Here is an 18,353-nt window from a genome sequence, read left to right as displayed (position 1 = left end):
TCAATAAATAATCTGATCTCAGCGCATTAAGTGCACGAATCTTCGATGCTGGCGACCAGTTTCCCGAATTCTCTAGAGATCGCCTTTGGGATTTTATTCTAGCAACAACACATGCAATTTCAGCCCAGCCGTCCTCAGCAAGTAAAGCTTCGAGCTTTGATGAAATGCTCCGACGATCAAAGTCACTAACCTCAGGGAGGGCCCGCTGGTATGCTTCGACCAGCTGTCTTCTAACTTCACCAAGCTCAGGCGAAGGTGCCTTATGATTTTTCAAGCTACGCAGCTCAGTCTCGAGCCGATAGCACTCAGACTTAAGGACTAAAACACCGGCGCCTTTATTCAGCTCTTCAGCTGCAAAAGTCAGCAGCTCTACTCCCTTACTGACGGTTCCAACAGTCGCTTTTGTGGTTCTTCTCAAATCACCAAAAAATGACATCTAGCATTCCTCAGAGAAACGACCTTGATATTTTTCACAACCATCAGTGTACAAATTAAATTAATCAGATTTTTTAAGTACAGTGCCACGGCTCCCTCGGAATTCGATGCCGAGACGATATCCACATGATCATAGCCACGGTTCTTGAGGTTCTTTTCGCGCCAGCAGTTGTTGACGCCACAGGCGAGATAGATTGTGAATGAGATTAGGGTGGCCAGGGCACCGATGGCGGAGTCGACAGGAAACATGGCGAGCACGATCACGGCGACCAGCACGCTGCCACCAAGGCTCCACATCTCCTTGATCATGGCCCAGGTGGGACGGAAGAAGCCTGGCCGAGACCAGCCCTGCTTGACGGCTTCGTGCCGGCTCTCGGGGTAGTGGTAGACCTTATACTCCTTCATGTCGTCCTCCGCCATCGATGGGCGCCGTACAATGGCGGCGCCCTTTGCACATCTACAGCTCACGGCTGCATTTGCCATTTGCCGCCAGGTCGAGCTTGCTTACTTCCCGCATGCCACTCTCTTCGTCGTGTTGACGCATGTTGGCACCGCCAACAAAAGCACCCATGCGGATGTACTGCTCGACGAAATAGTTGTTTCCAGCCTCGGCGAACAGGGTCATGGTGTTGTGCGAGAACTCCGATTCAGTCGCAATCTCATGCTCCTGGCCGCCTTCCAACTGGTGGTAGAAGATGATACCGCGGGCGCTTTCACCGATGCATTCGCCATTGATCCAGATGTCCTTCTTCAGGGCGGCACCAAAGGGAGTGTCCTTGCGGAACACATAGACCCCCGCCTTCCCACCGTCCGGGTAGGTAAACTCCTTGGCGGCGGCCGACTCCTGCTGAGGCGCCATGTTGACGGAGGCACAGCCAGTCATGATGGCCAGGAGCGCGAGCGCTGCGATGGTCTTGATCAGCTTCATTTCAGTTCCTTTCTTGCTTTTTTATGGCAGCGCTTGGCTGCCTTCCTTGACCGCAACCATCTTGACCACGGCATTTGGCTCGTGCCAAATTCCTCATGACCGATTACAAATGTCAGTGTTTTCTGCTCTTACCAAGGCCATAAGCCCCACCTTGATAGACCTTCGCTCTGTCGAATACATCCTCCGAGTATTCATACTCTGGCTTTATCTCAATGTTTTTCTTTTTAGCACTCACGCTTGAGTCGACAGAAGCGCTTTCTTGCTTGAGCCTCCCATGAACCTGAAGCAACTCCATGTGCACCTTGTTGAAGTGCTTCTTGACGTTTGTGGCTTTTAGAGTTGCGGAACAGACAGGGCATGTCACAGTCTTAGTCTTGCGATTCGGCTGGTTAAACATTGAAAGTCTGTCGACTTCTTTTCGCCAGTCGACCTCCGGCTTCTTTCTCGGCTTTTTAGCTAAGGGTGATACAGCTGGCTTTTCGCGATACTGTACCTTTATCACCTCGTCATAATACCAGAAATGTGCCGAATCCGGATCTTTCGGGCGAATGCCATGCTTTTTCAAAAGGTGGTTCGCAGTAGAGGCCTTAGTCAAGAGCTTCCCACACTGCCAGCACTTGTAGTATTTCTTGTTGACTTTTACCTTTCTCGGCCCTTCTGATTCGTAGTCAGCGGGCCTCCAACTGGTAGCGTTAACCTTGCCAACTTGTGGTTTCCTTTGCGCATCAACAAACTCTTTCTTTCTCTGTTCTTCGTAGGAATCCGCCAGGCTCGGTGCAGCCCCACCCCGTGCAGCGCTACCGGCAGATCTTGAAGAACTACCCTCCCCATGCACCTTCCTGACATGCTTGCTCAAGTTCTTCTTGTTCAGCGCAACATCACAAACCGGGCACTCCGTCATCTCGGGAGCCGTATGTGATGTTCGAGGGTTGGCGGGCACATGCAGAGCATCAGACATCATGCACTCTCCTTCTCAAAAGTCCCCCATGCCACCCGATAATCCTCCTCCCGATCCGGGCGGAAGAACGGGGCCTTGTATTCCACGGTGGTTTCCCAGGGGCTGTCGGGGAGGGTGTCGTCTTCATAGGTCTTGCGGACGACACCTTCCTGGATTTCCTTCATGTCCTCCCAGCCGAGGGCGATGCCGTAGTTTTGTGAAGTGTCGGTACGCTCGGGGGATTCGATGGAGTAGTGGGTGACCTTCTTCAACTCGGCTGGTTTGGCCTTGCGGGACAGGCCGACGCCGACGAGGCCCTTGCTGGGGATGAAGACAATGCAACCGTTCTGATCGTGGGGCAGCTCGGTTGCGAACTTGTGGATGTCATCACCACTGAGCCCGGATAAAATCCCTTTTCGACCATTTCCAGTAGGAGAAAAATCCAAATTAGTCACTTTCAATCCCCGAGCTATCTTCCATTTCAGGCTCAAACGACCAACGTTTCCCCGCAAAGCTGATCAAGCGGTCTTCAATTCGATCTATCAGCAAGACATATTTGTTAAAACGTTGTGCATCCTGCACATCCGAACTAACCGGCTTTGATGCTTCGCCAAAGACCTTATTGAAATCATTAATCACTGCGGCGGTTTGGGCCAAGACCGCTCTTTTGGCAGCAATGTCATTTTCTTTAAGATGTTTCAGTTTTTCTTCAATAGGCTTGTTACTGAAGCTGGCGTTTACCCCCCACTCCAGCAACATCAGGTTGCCTAGCCTGCGCTTTTGATGGCTGGCTTGTATCGAATCAGGACCAGTAAAGCTACAGTGTCTTGCGTAGATGTGCTCAATCTGAGCATAGTCGTTATGCCGGCTAGCCTTGTTTGCCTTAAGCTGTAAATCGATACTGCTGGTGCGAGTCGGATCCAGCGTTTGCTCATAATTTGCGAGAAAGTAACGCAAACCACGCCAGGATGCGAAATCCATATTCTGATCACTCTCTTTCAACCTGAAGGAGTCTTTGAAAGCCTCCAGAGTTTTGTGACCATAGGATTTCACAAAACCGATTAACGATTCATTACATGACTTGACCGCATCATCAATGGCATCAAAATTGGTGGTATTTGCCACCCGGTCATAAAAGGTATGCGCAATATTGAAAAGCTGCCCGTGGCCGCTGTCTGAACGGGCCCCTCCAACCGGAAGCATATAGACACGAAAATTGACCCGCTCGATCGCTTCAAGCAGATCAAGCAAATGAACGGCGGTAATTTTCTTTTTATCGAACATCCACATGCTACAAAGAAACAAAGGCAGCACCCCTGAGTGTGCTGTTTGAACCCTAATTAGATCAACGACATCGGCGAGCGCAGTTTTCCCGCCAAAGAAAGCAGACCTATGCTGCGAATTTTGATTGAACAGCAACTCGTAGTAACGAGAACAGTCCGACAGAAAAACGACAAATTCATCCAGTTTCGTTGCACCAGCACTACCACCATTTTTCAGCGAAAAAACAGATTTAAGTTTATTATAGGCCGCATTGCTCTCATGTTTTCTGAAACCAAAATAAACGATAACAGCCGACCGCAAAAGCTGTTGATTATCAATATCCGACATGTGATGTGCGAGAGCAAGGTTTCTGAGAACTCGCCCCCACTGCGCGTTGATCGTATCCTGCAAGCCTCGGTATTGTTTTTTGATCGCATAGTAGATCAGATAATTTTTGACCTTCTCCAGCTCAGTCAATGGCTTTCCGCGGTTATTGATCACCTCGAACATCATGCCAGCTTCTTCAGCATTTTGGGGCTGATAGGCAATCATGCCCAAACGCGTAGTGACAATATCAAGCCAATCGCGGGCCTCATCCTCGCAGGATGCTTTGCGTCGAGTCCAATCGACAATCTGGTTATAGGCTTCCAATAGCCGTTTCTGAGATAGATACTCGATAGTCTCTTTCTCAGTCTCTCCCTTTAACAACGCCCTAAAAAATTCCTCAATGTCCTTGTTAAGCATCAGAGCCGGCTGGTAACCCTTCAACCTCGAACCTCGATCAAGATACAACTGATGAAGATCAGATTCGCCGCAAGCCAACCCTGCGCGTTCTTCAACAATAGCCACCAAAGCATTCATCAACATTGTCAGTGTAGTGAGGCGTTGCTGACCATCGACGATATCGAATACAGGATACTCGTCCGCGTGGTCCGAGCTGGGAACTAGCACCAGAGTACCGGTATAGTGAAGCCCGCTGCTTTTCGATGATTCCAGAACCTCGAGATCATCCAGGAGCGCCTTAACCTGAGAGGCCTCCCAGGCATACCCACGCTGATAATCCGGCACCCGAAAGTAGCGACCGGGAAATAACGCAGCCAAGGATGTAAGCGACTGAATGACCTGATTATCTGTTGCCGATGACCTCATTGGTTACTGCCCCTTTTCCTGCTGGCTAAAAACCTCCCACGCCACCCGATAATCCTCCTCCCGATCCGGGCGGAAGAACGGGGCCTGGTACTCCACGGTGGTTTCCCAGGGGCCTTCGGGGAGGGTGTCGTCTTCATAGGTCTTGCGGACGACGCCTTCCTGCATCTCCTTGATGTCCTCCCAGCCGAGGGCGATCCCGTAGTCAGTGCGCTCGGGGGATTCGATGGAGTAGTGGGTGCCCTCTCTCAGCTCGACGGGCTTGGCCTTGCGGGGCAGGCCGACACCGACGAGGCCCTTGCTGGGGGTGAAGACGATGCGGCCATTCTGGTCGTACCAGGTGTCGGCTTCGTACTGGCGCATCACCGGGAACTGCACCCGGTAGATGGTGAGCAGCTCTTCCAGGGTGAGGCCCAGGGCCTGGGCGACGAGGACGTCGATCTCCACCAGCGCCTGGCGGCGGGCGTAATCGCTACGCAGGGCGTTATGGCGCTGCCACTCGGGAGTGAGGTTGGCGAAGAAATCCCGGGGCAAAACTTTATTTTCAGAAGCCCAGCTCAACAAGTTAAACTCAGGCGTCCATATTACCCCCCAAAGATCTTCATATATCTCTATAATAGAAAACAAGCATGCAGCACGAGCCAATACACAAACTTTCTCCGCACTGCCCATCTGCAAGGCTGGAAGTTTCTTAAGAGCATTTAATCTAAAATCAGGCTTCCCGATCACCCTATGAAAGTAGTCATATGGAAGCGAACTTAACAATGCGGACCAAAAAAGATTCTCACAGTCATTATCAAGAGAAAAATTAACAACCCCTTCCTGCTGTGCTATGTCCGGCGCCCAGCCTGACAAAATAGTCCTTTCTCCTTCCTTATCGACTCTACGCCTGGCTACAATTTTTGATGACTGTAGATCAGCAACACTTCCACGCAAAACGAAATTAGTTCTTGGCAAATATTTCTCATTAATCTCAACAAGGCTTACGGGTTTGTAAGCACGATGAGTGTTGCAAATTCTGCTGGGAGTCTGAGAGAAAGCATTTGCCAAACCAATATGAGCACTCTGAAGAACAAAGCTATCTAGATTGGTAAAACAGGTTCTCTCAGCACAGTTTTTCTTATCAAAACTTCTCTCACCAGAATCAAAGGATAAACTACTTCTGGAAAGCCCGCCAAGCTTAACAAGAGCTTCAACCTCTTTTTTAGACCGGAAGGCGACCAGTCTTACTGACTTCCAGTCCTGCCCTTCCTCTCCTTTTTCAAAGAAATCACTTACGAAGCCAAGGTATCTATTATCTATATCAATCACTCTAGCCGCAGAACCTTGCCTGTTCCACCTTCCATGCACATCTTTTTTCCCAATCTCAGAATTCTCGCTATTAGAAAAACATTGATCAATGGTAATAGGGTGGTAAAGGCCAAACACTGCCTTACCGCAAAACCCTCTGCTTTTAGCTAAAACCACATTAATGCTATAAGAACGAGTATTACCGATAGGGAAAAGCTTCTCTTGGTTAACAAAAGAAAAATGATAAGCAAGATGGTCATAGATTTTCTTTCTCATTTGACCACCTCTCTCTTCCTCAAAGATGCTGTTCTGGTGGAGAAGGCCAGAAACACCAGAAGAGGACAGCACTCTAAACTGCAACTCCGCAAACCCTTTGTACAAATCGCATTTCATTGAAGACGAGTAGGGGTACTGAGACAAACTCCCCAAAATAGCCCTGGCCCCAGAAGTGCTCTCCATCTCCTTCATTACTGAGTGGCACACATGATCTTTTCTCAGCATCTCCTCTTCCAACATCCGCTTATCTTCCCCGTCCAGATCTTTCAAAACAAGCTCGGGGGAAAAGTCGCCTATAGTTCTTTCTAGGTTAAAGTTCAAGGCAGACCACGGTGGATTACCTAAAACGATATCGAAGCCGCCGCGGCTGGCGAAGAGATCGGCGAAGGCCAGCTCCCAGTGGAAGAAGCGGTAGTGCTCGCCCAAGTCGTTGGCCAACCTGAGGGTGGCGAAGAAGGGGGTATTGAAGAGCTTCTCCAGGTTGAGCTCGCCGCGCTGGTTGCTCACCTCGCGGGCAGCGCGAGTCTCCTCGCGCAGGCTCTGCTGGGGCTCGTCGGCGGCGAAGAGGTCCTCCACCGGCTTAGCGAGCAGGTCCTCGCCAGCGCTGTCTTCCGCCGGGTCGCCCCCGCCCAGCAGGCTCTCCTGCTCCGGGGCAAAGGCGAAGGTGCCTGCGCTGTTGAGGATGGTGTTGAGGTCGAACAGCCACTTCTGGCGGTCGGGCAGCTCGTCCACCCTCTCCAGGGGCCAGAACCAGAGTGCGCACCAGTAGTCCATGGCGAGCTTGAGGCGCCGGTAGGGCGAGGCGATACGGGCGTGGGTATTGAAGATGCCGCTGGTGCGGATGTCGTCCTTGGCCTGGGTGCTGATGTGGCGCTCCTCGCCGCCCTCCTGGCCCCACAGGGCGTAGGTGTCCTGGGTGCGCTGGCGGTCCTGGGCCAGCATCCGGGTGTGCTCGCGCCACAGGCGGTCCACGGCATCAGAAAGACTCTGCAGGGTGCGGATCTCGTCATCGTCCAACGGGGCGCAGAAGGCCTTCTTCCACGCCTTGATCGTCTGGAATGCCTCGGGGCGCAGCTGCTTGGCCACCTTGTCGCTATAGCCCACCATGCCGGGGTCGGGGAGCAGGAAGTGGTAGATCTCCCCTTCCCTTCGGGCGCCCTCCCCCTCCGGCGTCAGCAGGGTCTCCGGCGGGAGTCGGCGTGGGGACTGGTTATACCAGTAGCCCTCCTTGGCCTGCTTCTTCAGGGCACGCACCGGGTAGACCTCGCGGCGGGCGCCGATCAGGCTGTTGCCGGTAAAGAGCTGGTAGCCGAACCAGGGCACGCTGTGGCCGCCGGAGAGAGCGTTGAGCCACAGCGAGACCTCGGCCAACTCCACGGCAATGGGGTTGAGGTCCACGCCGAAGACGTTGTGGTCGGCGATATGCATCTTCACCCTCTGGAGTTCCTGCTGGTAATCCTCGTGGGGGATGCGCTGGCCGAGCTCCTGCTCCTTGCGGGCCAGGTACGCCTGGGCGAGCTGGTTGACGGCTTCGTTCAGGAACGCCGCACTGCCCATGGCGGGCTCGCACACCGTCAGATTCAGGATCTCATGGGCGCTGAGCTCGTCGGTGAGCCGCTCCTTCAGGGTGTACTTCACCAGGCTCTTGGTGAGCACCTCAGGGGTGTAGTAGCTGGCGGATTTCTCCCGGTCGCGCCCGGCCATGCGGTAGATGAACTTGCCCCTGGGGTGCACGCGCAGGGTCTTCCTGCCGTCCACGTGATCGTAGACGCGCTCGTCGTCGTGGAACTCCTCTAGCTGCGCCCGGGTGACGAAGTAGCCGGTATCGAGCTCGTCCGGGTTGATGTTCTTGCCCTTCGGGGCGACCTCATAGAGCTCCTCGGTGGCGAAGAAGCCGCGGTAGCTGAGCAGCGCCTCGTAGACGGCGCCCAGCTGGTTGATGCCGAGCTGGGTGTAGCTGACCCGGCCGCGACGCTTCTTGCCCTTGGCCGGGCGGGTCAGCGACATGCTCTGGATCACCTGCTGCAGGGTAGCGTTGCTGAACACCACGCGGTTGAGCAGCGGGGTCCTGGCCGGGTCGAAGAGGTGGCTGTCCAGGCCCTGCAGGGTGAAGGCGTTGGCGGTGCTCTGGTGGAGCTGGTCGCCCTGGCGGCTGGCCCGGTAGCCCTCGTAGATCAGCGTGAACATGCGCTGCAGGCTGTCGTGGAAGTAGCGACCCTGCCGGCTCTCGTCGGTGGTCAGGCGCACCATCTCCAGGTCGCGCAGGCTCTCCAGGCTGTAGCCCTGGCGCCAGGTGTCGTCGCCCACGGGCAGATAGCCCAGCTCCGGGCGCGCCTCGATGTAGAACAGGAAGAGGATGCGATACATGGTGCGCAGGCACTCCCGGGAGAGCTGCTCCGGATCCAGGGCGTTCTGGCCGCTATAGATCCCCTCCTTGCGGCTGCGGGCCTGCTCGATCAGCTGCTCGGCGGCCTCATTGCCCAAGAGCTCGATGGCCTGTCGCAGGGCGTACTTGAGGTCGTCGGAGACGGCGAAGGCGTGTTTGTGGCTGTTCTCGTCCAGGCTGTCCAGGCGGCTCTGGCCATCGTCCGGGGCCAGGCTCTCGCGGTGCAGCAGCACGGCGGTGGCCTTGAGGGTGCGGTCGTCGCGGCGGCCGAGGATCTCCTCCCAGTCGAAGCGCAGCATGCGGTTCTGGGACCACTTGTAGCGGTCGACGAGGATGCCCTGGCGGTCGGAGAGCAGCAGCACCCAGCGCGGCGGGTTCTCGTTGTAGGGCGCGGCCTGGCGCAACACCGCCTGGTCGAGAATCTGGTACCAGCTCTGCCCCGCCAGGGCGTCGAAGTGGGGGCCCTCGCCGAAGAACTGCCGGGCGTCCAGGGTGAGCGAGAGCGGGTCCTCGCCCTCGTTTTCCGGGTCCAGGGCGCCGAGCACCCAGAGCCGGTCGCCCAGGGCGGCGAGCACGGGCAGCTCGGTATTGGCGGCCACCTCGCGGTTGTGGGGCTGCCAGGGGATGCCGAGCACGCCCATCAGCTCGCGGAAGAAGTCGCGCTGCTGGCGAATGCGTTCCACGGCGCTGCGCTCGCTCTTGAGGCGGTGGCGCAGGGCGAAGTAGCCCTGGTGGAGATTGCGCAGGGCGCGATGGGGCGGCTCGCCCTCGGCCTCCCAGGCCTTGAGGGTCTCGGCCAGGTCGCCCTCGAATACTTCGGCCAGGTAGTGGGCGCTGAAGAATTCGTTGTCGTTGGTCAGGCCAATGAAGGTGGCGGCGGTGTCCTGAACGGCCATGTTCTCTTGCTCCTTTGCCCTGCGGCACCCGCGGTTGGGTTCTTTCAATCGGCGCTTTCGACCGGCGCTTGCAGTCGGGCTCTTTTAATCAGTGTCGCGGGTCAGCACGGCGATGATCTGGATAAAGGGGACCGGCTCGATGGTGAGGGTGTCCTCCACCCAGGTGCGGTAGTCGTCGAACACCGCCTCGATGCGGCCCAGGCGCTGCTCCCGGCGGCTGGCCTTGAAGTGCTCGGCCTGGCGAGAGCCGGCCAGCTGAAGCTCCAGCTGGCTGACCTGGCGCTCCTGCAGGGCCTTGAGCTCGGCCAGCTGCCGCTCGAGCTCCGGCCGGGTTTCGGCGCTGAACTCGGCCTGGCGCCGGGCCATCTGTTCCCGGGCGGCCGCGATCACCGGCCGGCGCAGAGCCTCGAAGGGTTCCAGCGCCAGCGGCCGGGCGCGGTTGGGCAGCTTGCCGTCGAGCCCCAGGCGCGGCAGCCAGGTCTCGGCGTCCTGCACCTCCAGTACCTCGCCCGGCTCCCGGGTGCCCGCCTGCCCCAGGCGGCAGCGGAGGGCGAACCACTCCCAGATCACCGGGTGGGCCTTGCGGTTGGGGATCAGGCCGCTGACCAGGAACACCGCCTCGCCGGCGGGCAGGAGCTCGTTGATCGCGGGGGAGTCGGGCAGGGCCAGCACCGGGGCACTGTGGCGGGCCACCTGGGCGAGGAGCTTCTCCTCCAGCCACTGGATGGCGGGGTGCTGGGGCCAGAGATAGTGCAGCTTGGGCCAGGCATTCTCGTCCTGGCGGCTGCGGCGGATCTCCTCGGCGAAGCGCTGCTTGTCGGCGGTGAGCACCAGGCTGCCGTGCTCCGGGCGGATCTCCGGGGGCAGGAAGCGGAAGCGGTAGTCGAGGTCGTCCGGCGGCGTCAGGGTGATGGTGGCCCGCTCGGGGTTGGCACTGAACTCCACCTGACGCCGCTCGCGGTTGAGCGCCTCCAAGGCCTGGCGGGCGAACTCGAACTCGCCGGGGAAGAGGCTGTAGCGCTCCACGGTGGGCGAGTCGCCCTGCCCTTCGCCGCTCCCGCCCGGCTGGGGCGAGCCCGCAGCCTCAGGGTTGAGGAACAGCGCCAGCAGGTCCTCGCCCTCGTTGCTATCGTCGGGCTGGTAGCGGGCGTCGAAGGCGGCGGCATCGGCGCCCTCAGCCATGGCCTCCATGGTCAGGGTCTCCTCGGCCTCCGGGTCGTGCACCTTCATGAAGGTGGCCGGGTCGCCGATGTTGCGGTAGGCCTGCTCGTCCTTCTCCTTGAGGATCTCGAGGATGCGCTGGTCGCCGCGCACCTTCGGGTTGTCGCTGCGGTTGATCAGGTAGGTGATGATCGGCGTTTCGCTCTGGCCGTAGCGGTCCACCCGGCCGTTGCGCTGCTGGAAGACCATCAGCGACCAGGGCAGGTCGAAGTGCACCAGCCGATGCGAGAGGTAGTGGAGGTTGATGCCCTCGCTTGCCACGTCGGAGCAGAGCAGCACGCGCAGCGGGGTCTCCGGCTTGCCGAAGGCCTCGACGATGGCCTGCTGATCGATATCGCTCATGCCGCCGTGGAGGATCTGGATGGCCTCCCCCTTGAGCTTAAGGTCCTCCTGCATCCGCACCTGCAGCCAGTTCAGGGTTTCGATGCGCTCGGAGAAGATCACCAGGCGGTCCTGGGTGTCGCTCTTCTTCCAGCCGAAATCGTTGCTCCTGAGCAGCGCGAGCAGCTGCTGGTACTTGCCGAAGCTCGGGGCGTCCAGGTTGCTCAGCGCCAGGCGCAGGCTCTCCAGGGCCTGGATCTCGACCCGCTCGTCGTCGCTGGGCTGGCGGGGGCTCGCCTCGCTGCCGGCGAGCTTGCGGATGCGCTGGGCTACCGAGACCTCCGCCGCCGCCGGGGAGCTGAAGATCGCCTTCTGCAGGCCGATGCGCACCAGCTGGCCGTTGCGCTCGGGCGAGTGCTCGCCGCGGTAGGTAAAGGGCACCTCCAGCAGGGCCTGATAGGCGGCCTCCTCCTGGGGCGAGGCATCCAGGTAGATATCCTTGACCACGCGCTCCTTGAATTCCTGCTGCACCTGGTCGCGGATGTCCTTCTTGAAGCGGCGGATCACCAGGCCCTTGTCGCGGAAGTCCTCCCGGGCGTAGTCGTCGGGGTCGGAGATCGCCGTGGGGTCGAGCATGTTCATCAAGCTGGCAAAGGAGCGCGCCTTGCCGTCGTGGGGCGTGGCGGAGAGCATGATCAGGGTATCGGAGCGCCCCGCCAGCAGCTGGGCGAGCCGGGCACGCTGGGAACTGGTACCCCGCTCGGCCACGTTGTGGGCCTCGTCGATGACGATGATGTCCCAGTAGGCCTGCTCCAGGTGGCGGCGGTACTCGTTGTCCTGCTTCAGGGTGTCGATGGAGATGATCGACTTGTCGTAGTAGTAGAAGGGGTTGTGGTTGCCCGGGATATGGTTGCGCACCCGCTGCAGGCCGGCGGAGTCGAGCCTTGTGAGCGGGATGGTAAAGCGGTTCCACAGCTCCTTCTGGAACTGGGTCATCATGCTCTTGAGGGTGAGCACCAGGATGCGCTTGCCGCGACCGCGGCGCATCAGCTCGGTCATCAGGATGCCGGCTTCCAGGGTCTTACCCAGGCCCACGGCGTCGGCGATTAGGATGCGCTGGCGGTTCTGCTTCAGCGCCTGCAGGGCCGGGTCGAGCTGATAGGGTACCGGGTCCATTGCGGCCTTGTGGCCCAGGTGGATGCGCGCATCCGCAGGGGTGATCTGGCGCCGTTGGGTCTCGATGAACAGACGGCTCTTCTCGAAGCGAGGGGTCAGGTCCTGCTCGAAGCGTGTTTCGGCGGGGTCGAGCACTCGGATGGCGTCCGCGTCCTCTTCCAACCGGGTGAGAAAGCGCGCGCTTTTGCCGCTGACCAGCTCCGACAGGCCGTCCACGGTGAGCACATAGCCGCCGTCATCGCTGGGGTCGGCCCGGCGGACGATCCACTCGCAATCGCGGATCACCACCCGCGCACCCGGGGCGTAACGCGCCTGCATATCAGTCTCCTGAGCTGATCCAAGCTCGGAGGGAGAACGAGCGGATGCGCCAGATGCTTTGGCAGCCATATCAGACATACTAAATCGCTAAGTCCATTTGTTGCCTTGTGGAGTCACCTTGTTAGCTTAGGTTACCACTCTGCTCGACTTGCTCACAGAATGCAGATCAGTATTTGTGCTGATTCATTAGTTGAATTTCTCTGAGCTCAGCTGAATCGGGGACGGCCCGCGAGAATATGCGGCTTCCTTATCTCATTAGGCCTTTCTGGGTGCCATCCATGGTGAAGGAGGTGTGCGACGGGCTGTGTCGCTATAGAGCGGCGAAGCTTGTAAAGATTGGGTGATGGCCATCTGCTGACCCGCTTGGGGGAGGTGCCTCGGGCAATGCCTGGCTATCATTTACTACTTCACGTTTGGCAACTGCTGCCATCACGATGCACGAGACCACCAACACATAGCGCACAGGATAGCTGCTACGCATGCTCCTGTTTTTGTTGAAAACATAGAGCTTCACGTTACCCGTACCCAGCCGATCAGCATACCGGCTTCCAGCCGGCTTTACCCGCCACTCCACTTTGTGTTGATGAGATGGTAGCCGCTGCTTCCACTCACGAGCCTGCTGCTTGGATGATATGGGCGAGCGCGCACTGGGAGTCACCTCAATAACTGCCCTAATACGTGGGTCCAGGCTCAATACCCAGCTCACGAAGGCAAGGCCATCATCGACATCCTGGATCCAGATATGGCCGTCAGTGGCACGATGAAAGCGATATAAGAAGCGGAGGTGCTCGCGAAGCTTAATCTGCTGGAGGCTGAACCACTCCGACCACACGGTGCGATACATTGCATATGCAACTTGGCGATCCGCCAGGGAGTGCGGCATCTTAAGCCGCGGGGGCCTCTGCTCATCGCTAGAGAGCACCTCCTCCAGCTTGACTCGGTGATGCCTTGGTACAGAAATCTTGCTAGGTCGAGTGCTTTCTGTCAGCACTCGGTACGCGCAGTCTGCCAGTGCTTGGGCCTCACCTTCACGCAGGTCGAAGATTCGATCGACCTGGGCAACATCACGAAAGTGAAGGGACTCAAGAGCTGCCTCGACCTGCTCCAACGACAACTGAGCAAGCCCTTGCTGGCCAGGTGGATCTGCAGACTGAAGTATCGGAAACGATTGCGCCTCCTGCTGGGCAAGATCAGTCAACCGGCACTCGGGATAGGCTCTACCAAGCCAGACGGGCGGTCGTTCCCCATAGCGCTGCTTCCACTTGCGCAGCGTCGCAGGCTTGACGTCAACCACGTCACCCAGCGCTTCCAACTGTGAGACCGCATGGCGTCGATTATCATGCGCCACCGCAGTCGTGCGCTGGTGGCAATAGTGGTCAATCAGTAGACAGGTAAAATGCAGGTAGCTGCGAAGGGTCACGTCGGGTGATGCATGCCCCATTACCTGAGCGATAAAGTAGAGGCCAGAGCGAGACGCCCCACCCGTCACCTCCTGCCACAGAATGGCATGGTGTGATGGCGCCGACCATGGCACCTCGACGCCATGGAAGGACAGCAACAAATAATTGGCCAGCGAGTGGCGTAAATGATGGTAGCGTAGACTTGGATCACCCGTGATCCGGCGCATTGCCTCATGGATCTCACCCTGGACTCTCTCATCACGCAAGGGTGCAACCGAGTCGCCCCCCTCCCCAAAGAGCATGACACGCCCATGCCTGGCCACTGCCTGCCGATTGATGACGAAACCCTTGAATCCCTTCAGCTCCTCATGCGTCAGAAGATGGTGTAGTGGGAGTTGCCTGCGTGAGTCATAGCTCTTGGTGTCTACATAAACATTGTTACGGATCAACAGGATGACATCACTTTCTTCCACTTGGTAAGAAAACAACAGGTCATCAAGCTGGATGGACAGCGCCTCACCAATCCGCAAGCCTGCCCGGAAGCCGAGCACGAAAATCCAGTAGCGAATCTTTCCCAAGGCACTCTTATGCTGGGCTAGGTGGCCGGCTATCTGTTGGTACTCTTCCTCCGATACGCAGTTGGCATCCGCATGATGTGGGATGGTGGCGCCACCATCAATGAACTCCATGGTCACATTTGCCAGCCCGAGCTCAGCTACCAGAAATGAGTGAAAGGAACGTAACACCGACCAGCGGTAACCACGGTTCTCCTCGGTCTTCGCCTGCTCGATTACGTACTGGTAAGCCTCGAGCAAAACCGGCAGGCGATCCTGGTCGACGCTCGTATCCCCCATGGCCTGCAATAATGGCATGGTTACACCGAGATACTTGTAGAGCGTCGACTGCTTACGCTTTTTACGGTGAAGAAAAAGTATCCAGCGGCAGAGACATTCGACTATTGGCGCCATTCGCCGAGCAGCGGTGATGGCCTCCTCAAGCCTGTAGGATATCTCCCCAAAACGCAGGCGCTTCTGATCACGCTGCTTATAGAATGCAACATGCAGGGACTTCAGCAGCGTGCGCCCTTCATACAACGGCTGGTCGCGAACTCCCTGTAGCATCGTCGGCTTAGCAGGCCCTATCTCCGCCTCAGCCGCCTCACTCTGATGTTCTAGCCCTTGCACCGGTGACGCATGCTCGACGTATCCGCCGATCAACAGTTGCCGCCAACGCGCTTCGGTCAGTGAGGTGCCCATGTGCTTGCCCATGGAGCTCCTCACAAGATACTCGGGAACATGCAGGCGAAAGGCGGTCGCCGCATTCTCCTGGCAAGCCGATAGTGTCATGTGCTCGGCGTCCATCGCCCGAGTGAATTGACGCCAAGCCTTCTTCGTGTAGTCCTTGGCCTGCTGATAACCATCCAGTTTGTCGCCAGGGTGGCCAAAGGCATCAATATGACGCATCAGCACCGCCAAAGCCTGCACACCCAGCATCCAGCGACTTCGGGGAGGCACTTTGCCGGGCAAGTCATCCGGCACCGCCTCATATTGCACTAGCCAAGCTGAGGCCTCATGCGCAGCAAGCGTCGAGGTGGCGAGCGGCAGTGAGTACAATTGCTTACTGCCCAGCAAGCCATCGCGGGTGATGACAAGATACAAGAACAGGCCCCAGCTGAGCATTTCAGGCTCAAGCCTGCGGTGACCAGCGCGACCATTGCCATTGGCAAGGAGAATTTGAAAGGCTGGATGCAGGAGCATGGCGTCGATTTGGCGGCATCCGTCACGATAAATGCTGAGCCCCTCAAAAGAGGAAGGTGTAAAAGGGCTTGTCGGCGGACTGACCAGGCGCAGTGGTGCCGGCACCACCACCTCCCACCCCAGCTCACGCTGCCCTCGCATCAAGCCTAGCGAAAGGAAATTTATCTTGTGGCGGACTTCCACCACCGACCCGCTTGCTGCCCCTTGCAGGGTTGTCTCCCACTGCCGGGTGATCTCCGGCGATACTCTGACACCACGTTCACCACGAACCAGCTCGGGGTGGGTTTCCCACATCAGCTCCAGGACCGCTTTCTGATGCCGGCGTCGGGCCACCAGATGCTGCCGATGCCGCGCCTCGGCTCCGCCCGCACCCTCAGGGACATCGATCAGTTTCCAGCCACTCCACACTTCCTTGAGGAACTCAGCCATCAGCAAGCCCCAATTGCGCGGTCCAGCCAGCCTCCTGTCGCATCTTGCTGAGCGTAGGTGCCAGTTCGCGAAACATCTCGACAGGCGTCAACGTCGAGCTGGCCCCGAAGGGCTCCTGACCTTGTTGGGCGTGCCCCATAAAAGCATTGACCACCTCTGCACGGATACCTTCACTACGCAGGGCACTGCGTAGGTAGTGCCGGCTGCTGTTAATCGGCAGCGTAAAAATCGGGACCTGACGTCGAAGATTCTCTGGCGAGAGCTTAACCATTTGCCAGCTTTCACTGATAAAAAACATAAGGGGAACGTTTGAATGTGGTTCGCTCAGCACCTCTTCGATCTGGTCATGAAGTGATTCACGGTAAAATACCCTGGATTGTAGAACCGCAAGGTGACTGGCATAGTAGCGGATTTGTTCTCGCAGCTCTGGCAATAGCCAGACCACTCTTGCTTGGCTCATGGATTCATCATCTTTGTCAGAAATCACTAAGAATCCTGTGTCGAAGTCGATTTCCCGCCAGCGAAAAACCAGATCATTAACAGCTCGGAAGCCGGTTGCAAAAAGCAGCCAAAATGCTATGTATGCCACAAGGGAATTGTGAACTTCCCTCCAGGTCTCCTCATCCAAAGGAAGACGAGACGATGATCTAAGATCATGCTTTAAATGCCTGACAAGGCGCACCAAAAGCATGGGCTTAATGTTCAGCTTGCTGCCATGGTCTCCATCATTATTTATCAGCTGATTGAAATTGTAATAGTTTCGCTCGTCGACATTAAGGTGTTGATAAATATCATTCCGCAGTGACAAGACAGCCTCATGGTATAGATTCACCAGGTAACCAGCAGGAACACTGTAGTAATGGGCAGCCACTTCCGTGATCGTAAACTGGTGCCCGGTCAGCAGGTAGGCATCCACCCAGTCACTAGAGCACCGCACTACCTCATCGAATAGTGCCTGGCTGATTCTCAAAGGCGTCAAGCGCATACGATGGCTGCGATTAACTCTTGAGACAGCCGACCGCATTTCTACTTCTATTGATTGACGGAGGTCTTCAGGGAAAATAATGCGATATTTTGTGCGCTTTTTACGCTCCATCACTATGCGAGATAGAAATTTATGTATTCGCACCGGGCTCGCTACAATAACAGCATCATCCACGTGGGCATGCACACTCTCCCCCGCTTCATAAAGCAATCTTTTAGCATCTTCTTGAAGACTGTTGCGCGACTCTGGAGACGGAATTGGTAAAACGAATGCTTGCTCCTTCGCAAGAAAGGCAATCACATTCTTTTTACTTTCGGGGAGAGCATCGATATCAGGATAAACTCTCATTTCCAGAATTTGATCAACAGGGCGACCCAGCCATATCATCAGCATCAATAGCAAACCTGCATAGACGCCAATATCATCACGCTCTTCAAACCGCCCATGCCCGGAGAAAAGGTGCACAGCCTCTCTGGCGGCCACTGCTAACTCAATACGACTAAGACTCGAATAACGATAGGGAAGTCGCTGGTTGGTCGAGCTTATGTGCTTGACTTGAAGCTCTTGGCGCCTGACTAGATCATAAGGATCAAAACCCAACGTGGGTGATGACTTACTTTCCGAAAAAGATACGGCTCGTAACGCCTGGTCTTCCTTTGGGTGTAAACCTACTGCACGCTGTCGACTCTGGGTATGCTCGTCATCTATCGACTCCAATAGCTGAACTGACTGCTCTGGCCCCTCATTTTCTTCATCACCATCATCGGCTTCTACAAGCTTTATCTCAACTACTTTTCCCTTGCTACCGCCACTCCCTCCCCCCTCTCTCGTCTTCCCTTTGTGGCGAAGCACCTTACGCACTAGCAGCTCAACACCCGAGAGTTGCTTGACAATCTCGTCGTCCTTGATCAGATAATTGAGATGATAAGTATCAAGCGTATCATTTTCATTAATCTCATTTAGAAGCTCATGGGAATATTTGCCATTAGCGATCGAACGTATGTCACGGCAAGCCGCAGTGATCTCAGAGCCAATACGCTCCCGATGACGAGCTCTTTGAAGAAATGAGCATGCAATAACAACACCAGCATGCTGCCAGAAAGATAGCGCTTCGTGGCATTTTGCATCATGTGGAAAGATCAACATGGCCCATTCTGGGTGTGCATTGATAATGCCACGTGGATTACCT

The 18,353-nt window shown here is 56.7% G+C and carries 8 protein-coding genes; all 8 read right to left on the bottom strand.

The window, feature by feature from the left end; genetic code table 11:
• Positions 1-414 precede the first annotated feature (414 nt).
• A complete protein-coding gene (locus tag BWR19_01820) occupies positions 415-855 on the bottom strand; it encodes a hypothetical protein (protein ID APX91778.1) in 441 nt (146 codons plus the stop codon).
• Between the two features lie 37 nt (positions 856-892).
• A complete protein-coding gene (locus BWR19_01815; protein APX91777.1) occupies positions 893-1,363 on the bottom strand; it encodes a hypothetical protein in 471 nt (156 codons plus the stop codon).
• A gap of 957 nt (positions 1,364-2,320) precedes the next feature.
• Positions 2,321-2,746: a hypothetical protein gene (locus BWR19_01810; GenBank protein APX91776.1), complete on the bottom strand. Its 426-nt coding sequence runs from the start codon at positions 2,744-2,746 to the stop codon at positions 2,321-2,323.
• 1 nt (position 2,747) lies between these two features.
• Positions 2,748-4,712, bottom strand: coding sequence for a hypothetical protein (locus tag BWR19_01805; protein APX91775.1), 1,965 nt, complete (start codon positions 4,710-4,712; stop codon positions 2,748-2,750).
• 3 nt (positions 4,713-4,715) lie between these two features.
• The gene (locus BWR19_01800) at positions 4,716-9,557 is read right to left on the bottom strand and encodes a hypothetical protein (protein ID APX91774.1); all 4,842 of its coding nucleotides are present in this window, start codon (positions 9,555-9,557) and stop codon (positions 4,716-4,718) included.
• An 84-nt stretch (positions 9,558-9,641) separates the two neighbouring features.
• A complete protein-coding gene (locus BWR19_01795) occupies positions 9,642-12,593 on the bottom strand; it encodes a helicase (GenBank protein APX91773.1) in 2,952 nt (983 codons plus the stop codon).
• A gap of 310 nt (positions 12,594-12,903) precedes the next feature.
• A complete protein-coding gene (locus tag BWR19_01790; GenBank protein APX91772.1) occupies positions 12,904-16,179 on the bottom strand; it encodes a DNA breaking-rejoining enzyme, catalytic core in 3,276 nt (1,091 codons plus the stop codon).
• Positions 16,172-17,164 (bottom strand): hypothetical protein, encoded by a 993-nt coding sequence (locus BWR19_01785; GenBank protein ID APX91771.1) that lies wholly within the window; start codon positions 17,162-17,164, stop codon positions 16,172-16,174. Before BWR19_01785 ends, BWR19_01790 begins: the two co-directional genes overlap by 8 nt.
• Positions 17,165-18,353 lie beyond the last annotated feature (1,189 nt).

The organism is Halomonas sp. 1513 (assembly GCA_001971685.1).
Classification (GTDB): domain Bacteria; phylum Pseudomonadota; class Gammaproteobacteria; order Pseudomonadales; family Halomonadaceae; genus Franzmannia.
This window is presented reverse-complemented; position numbering and strand designations above follow the sequence as displayed.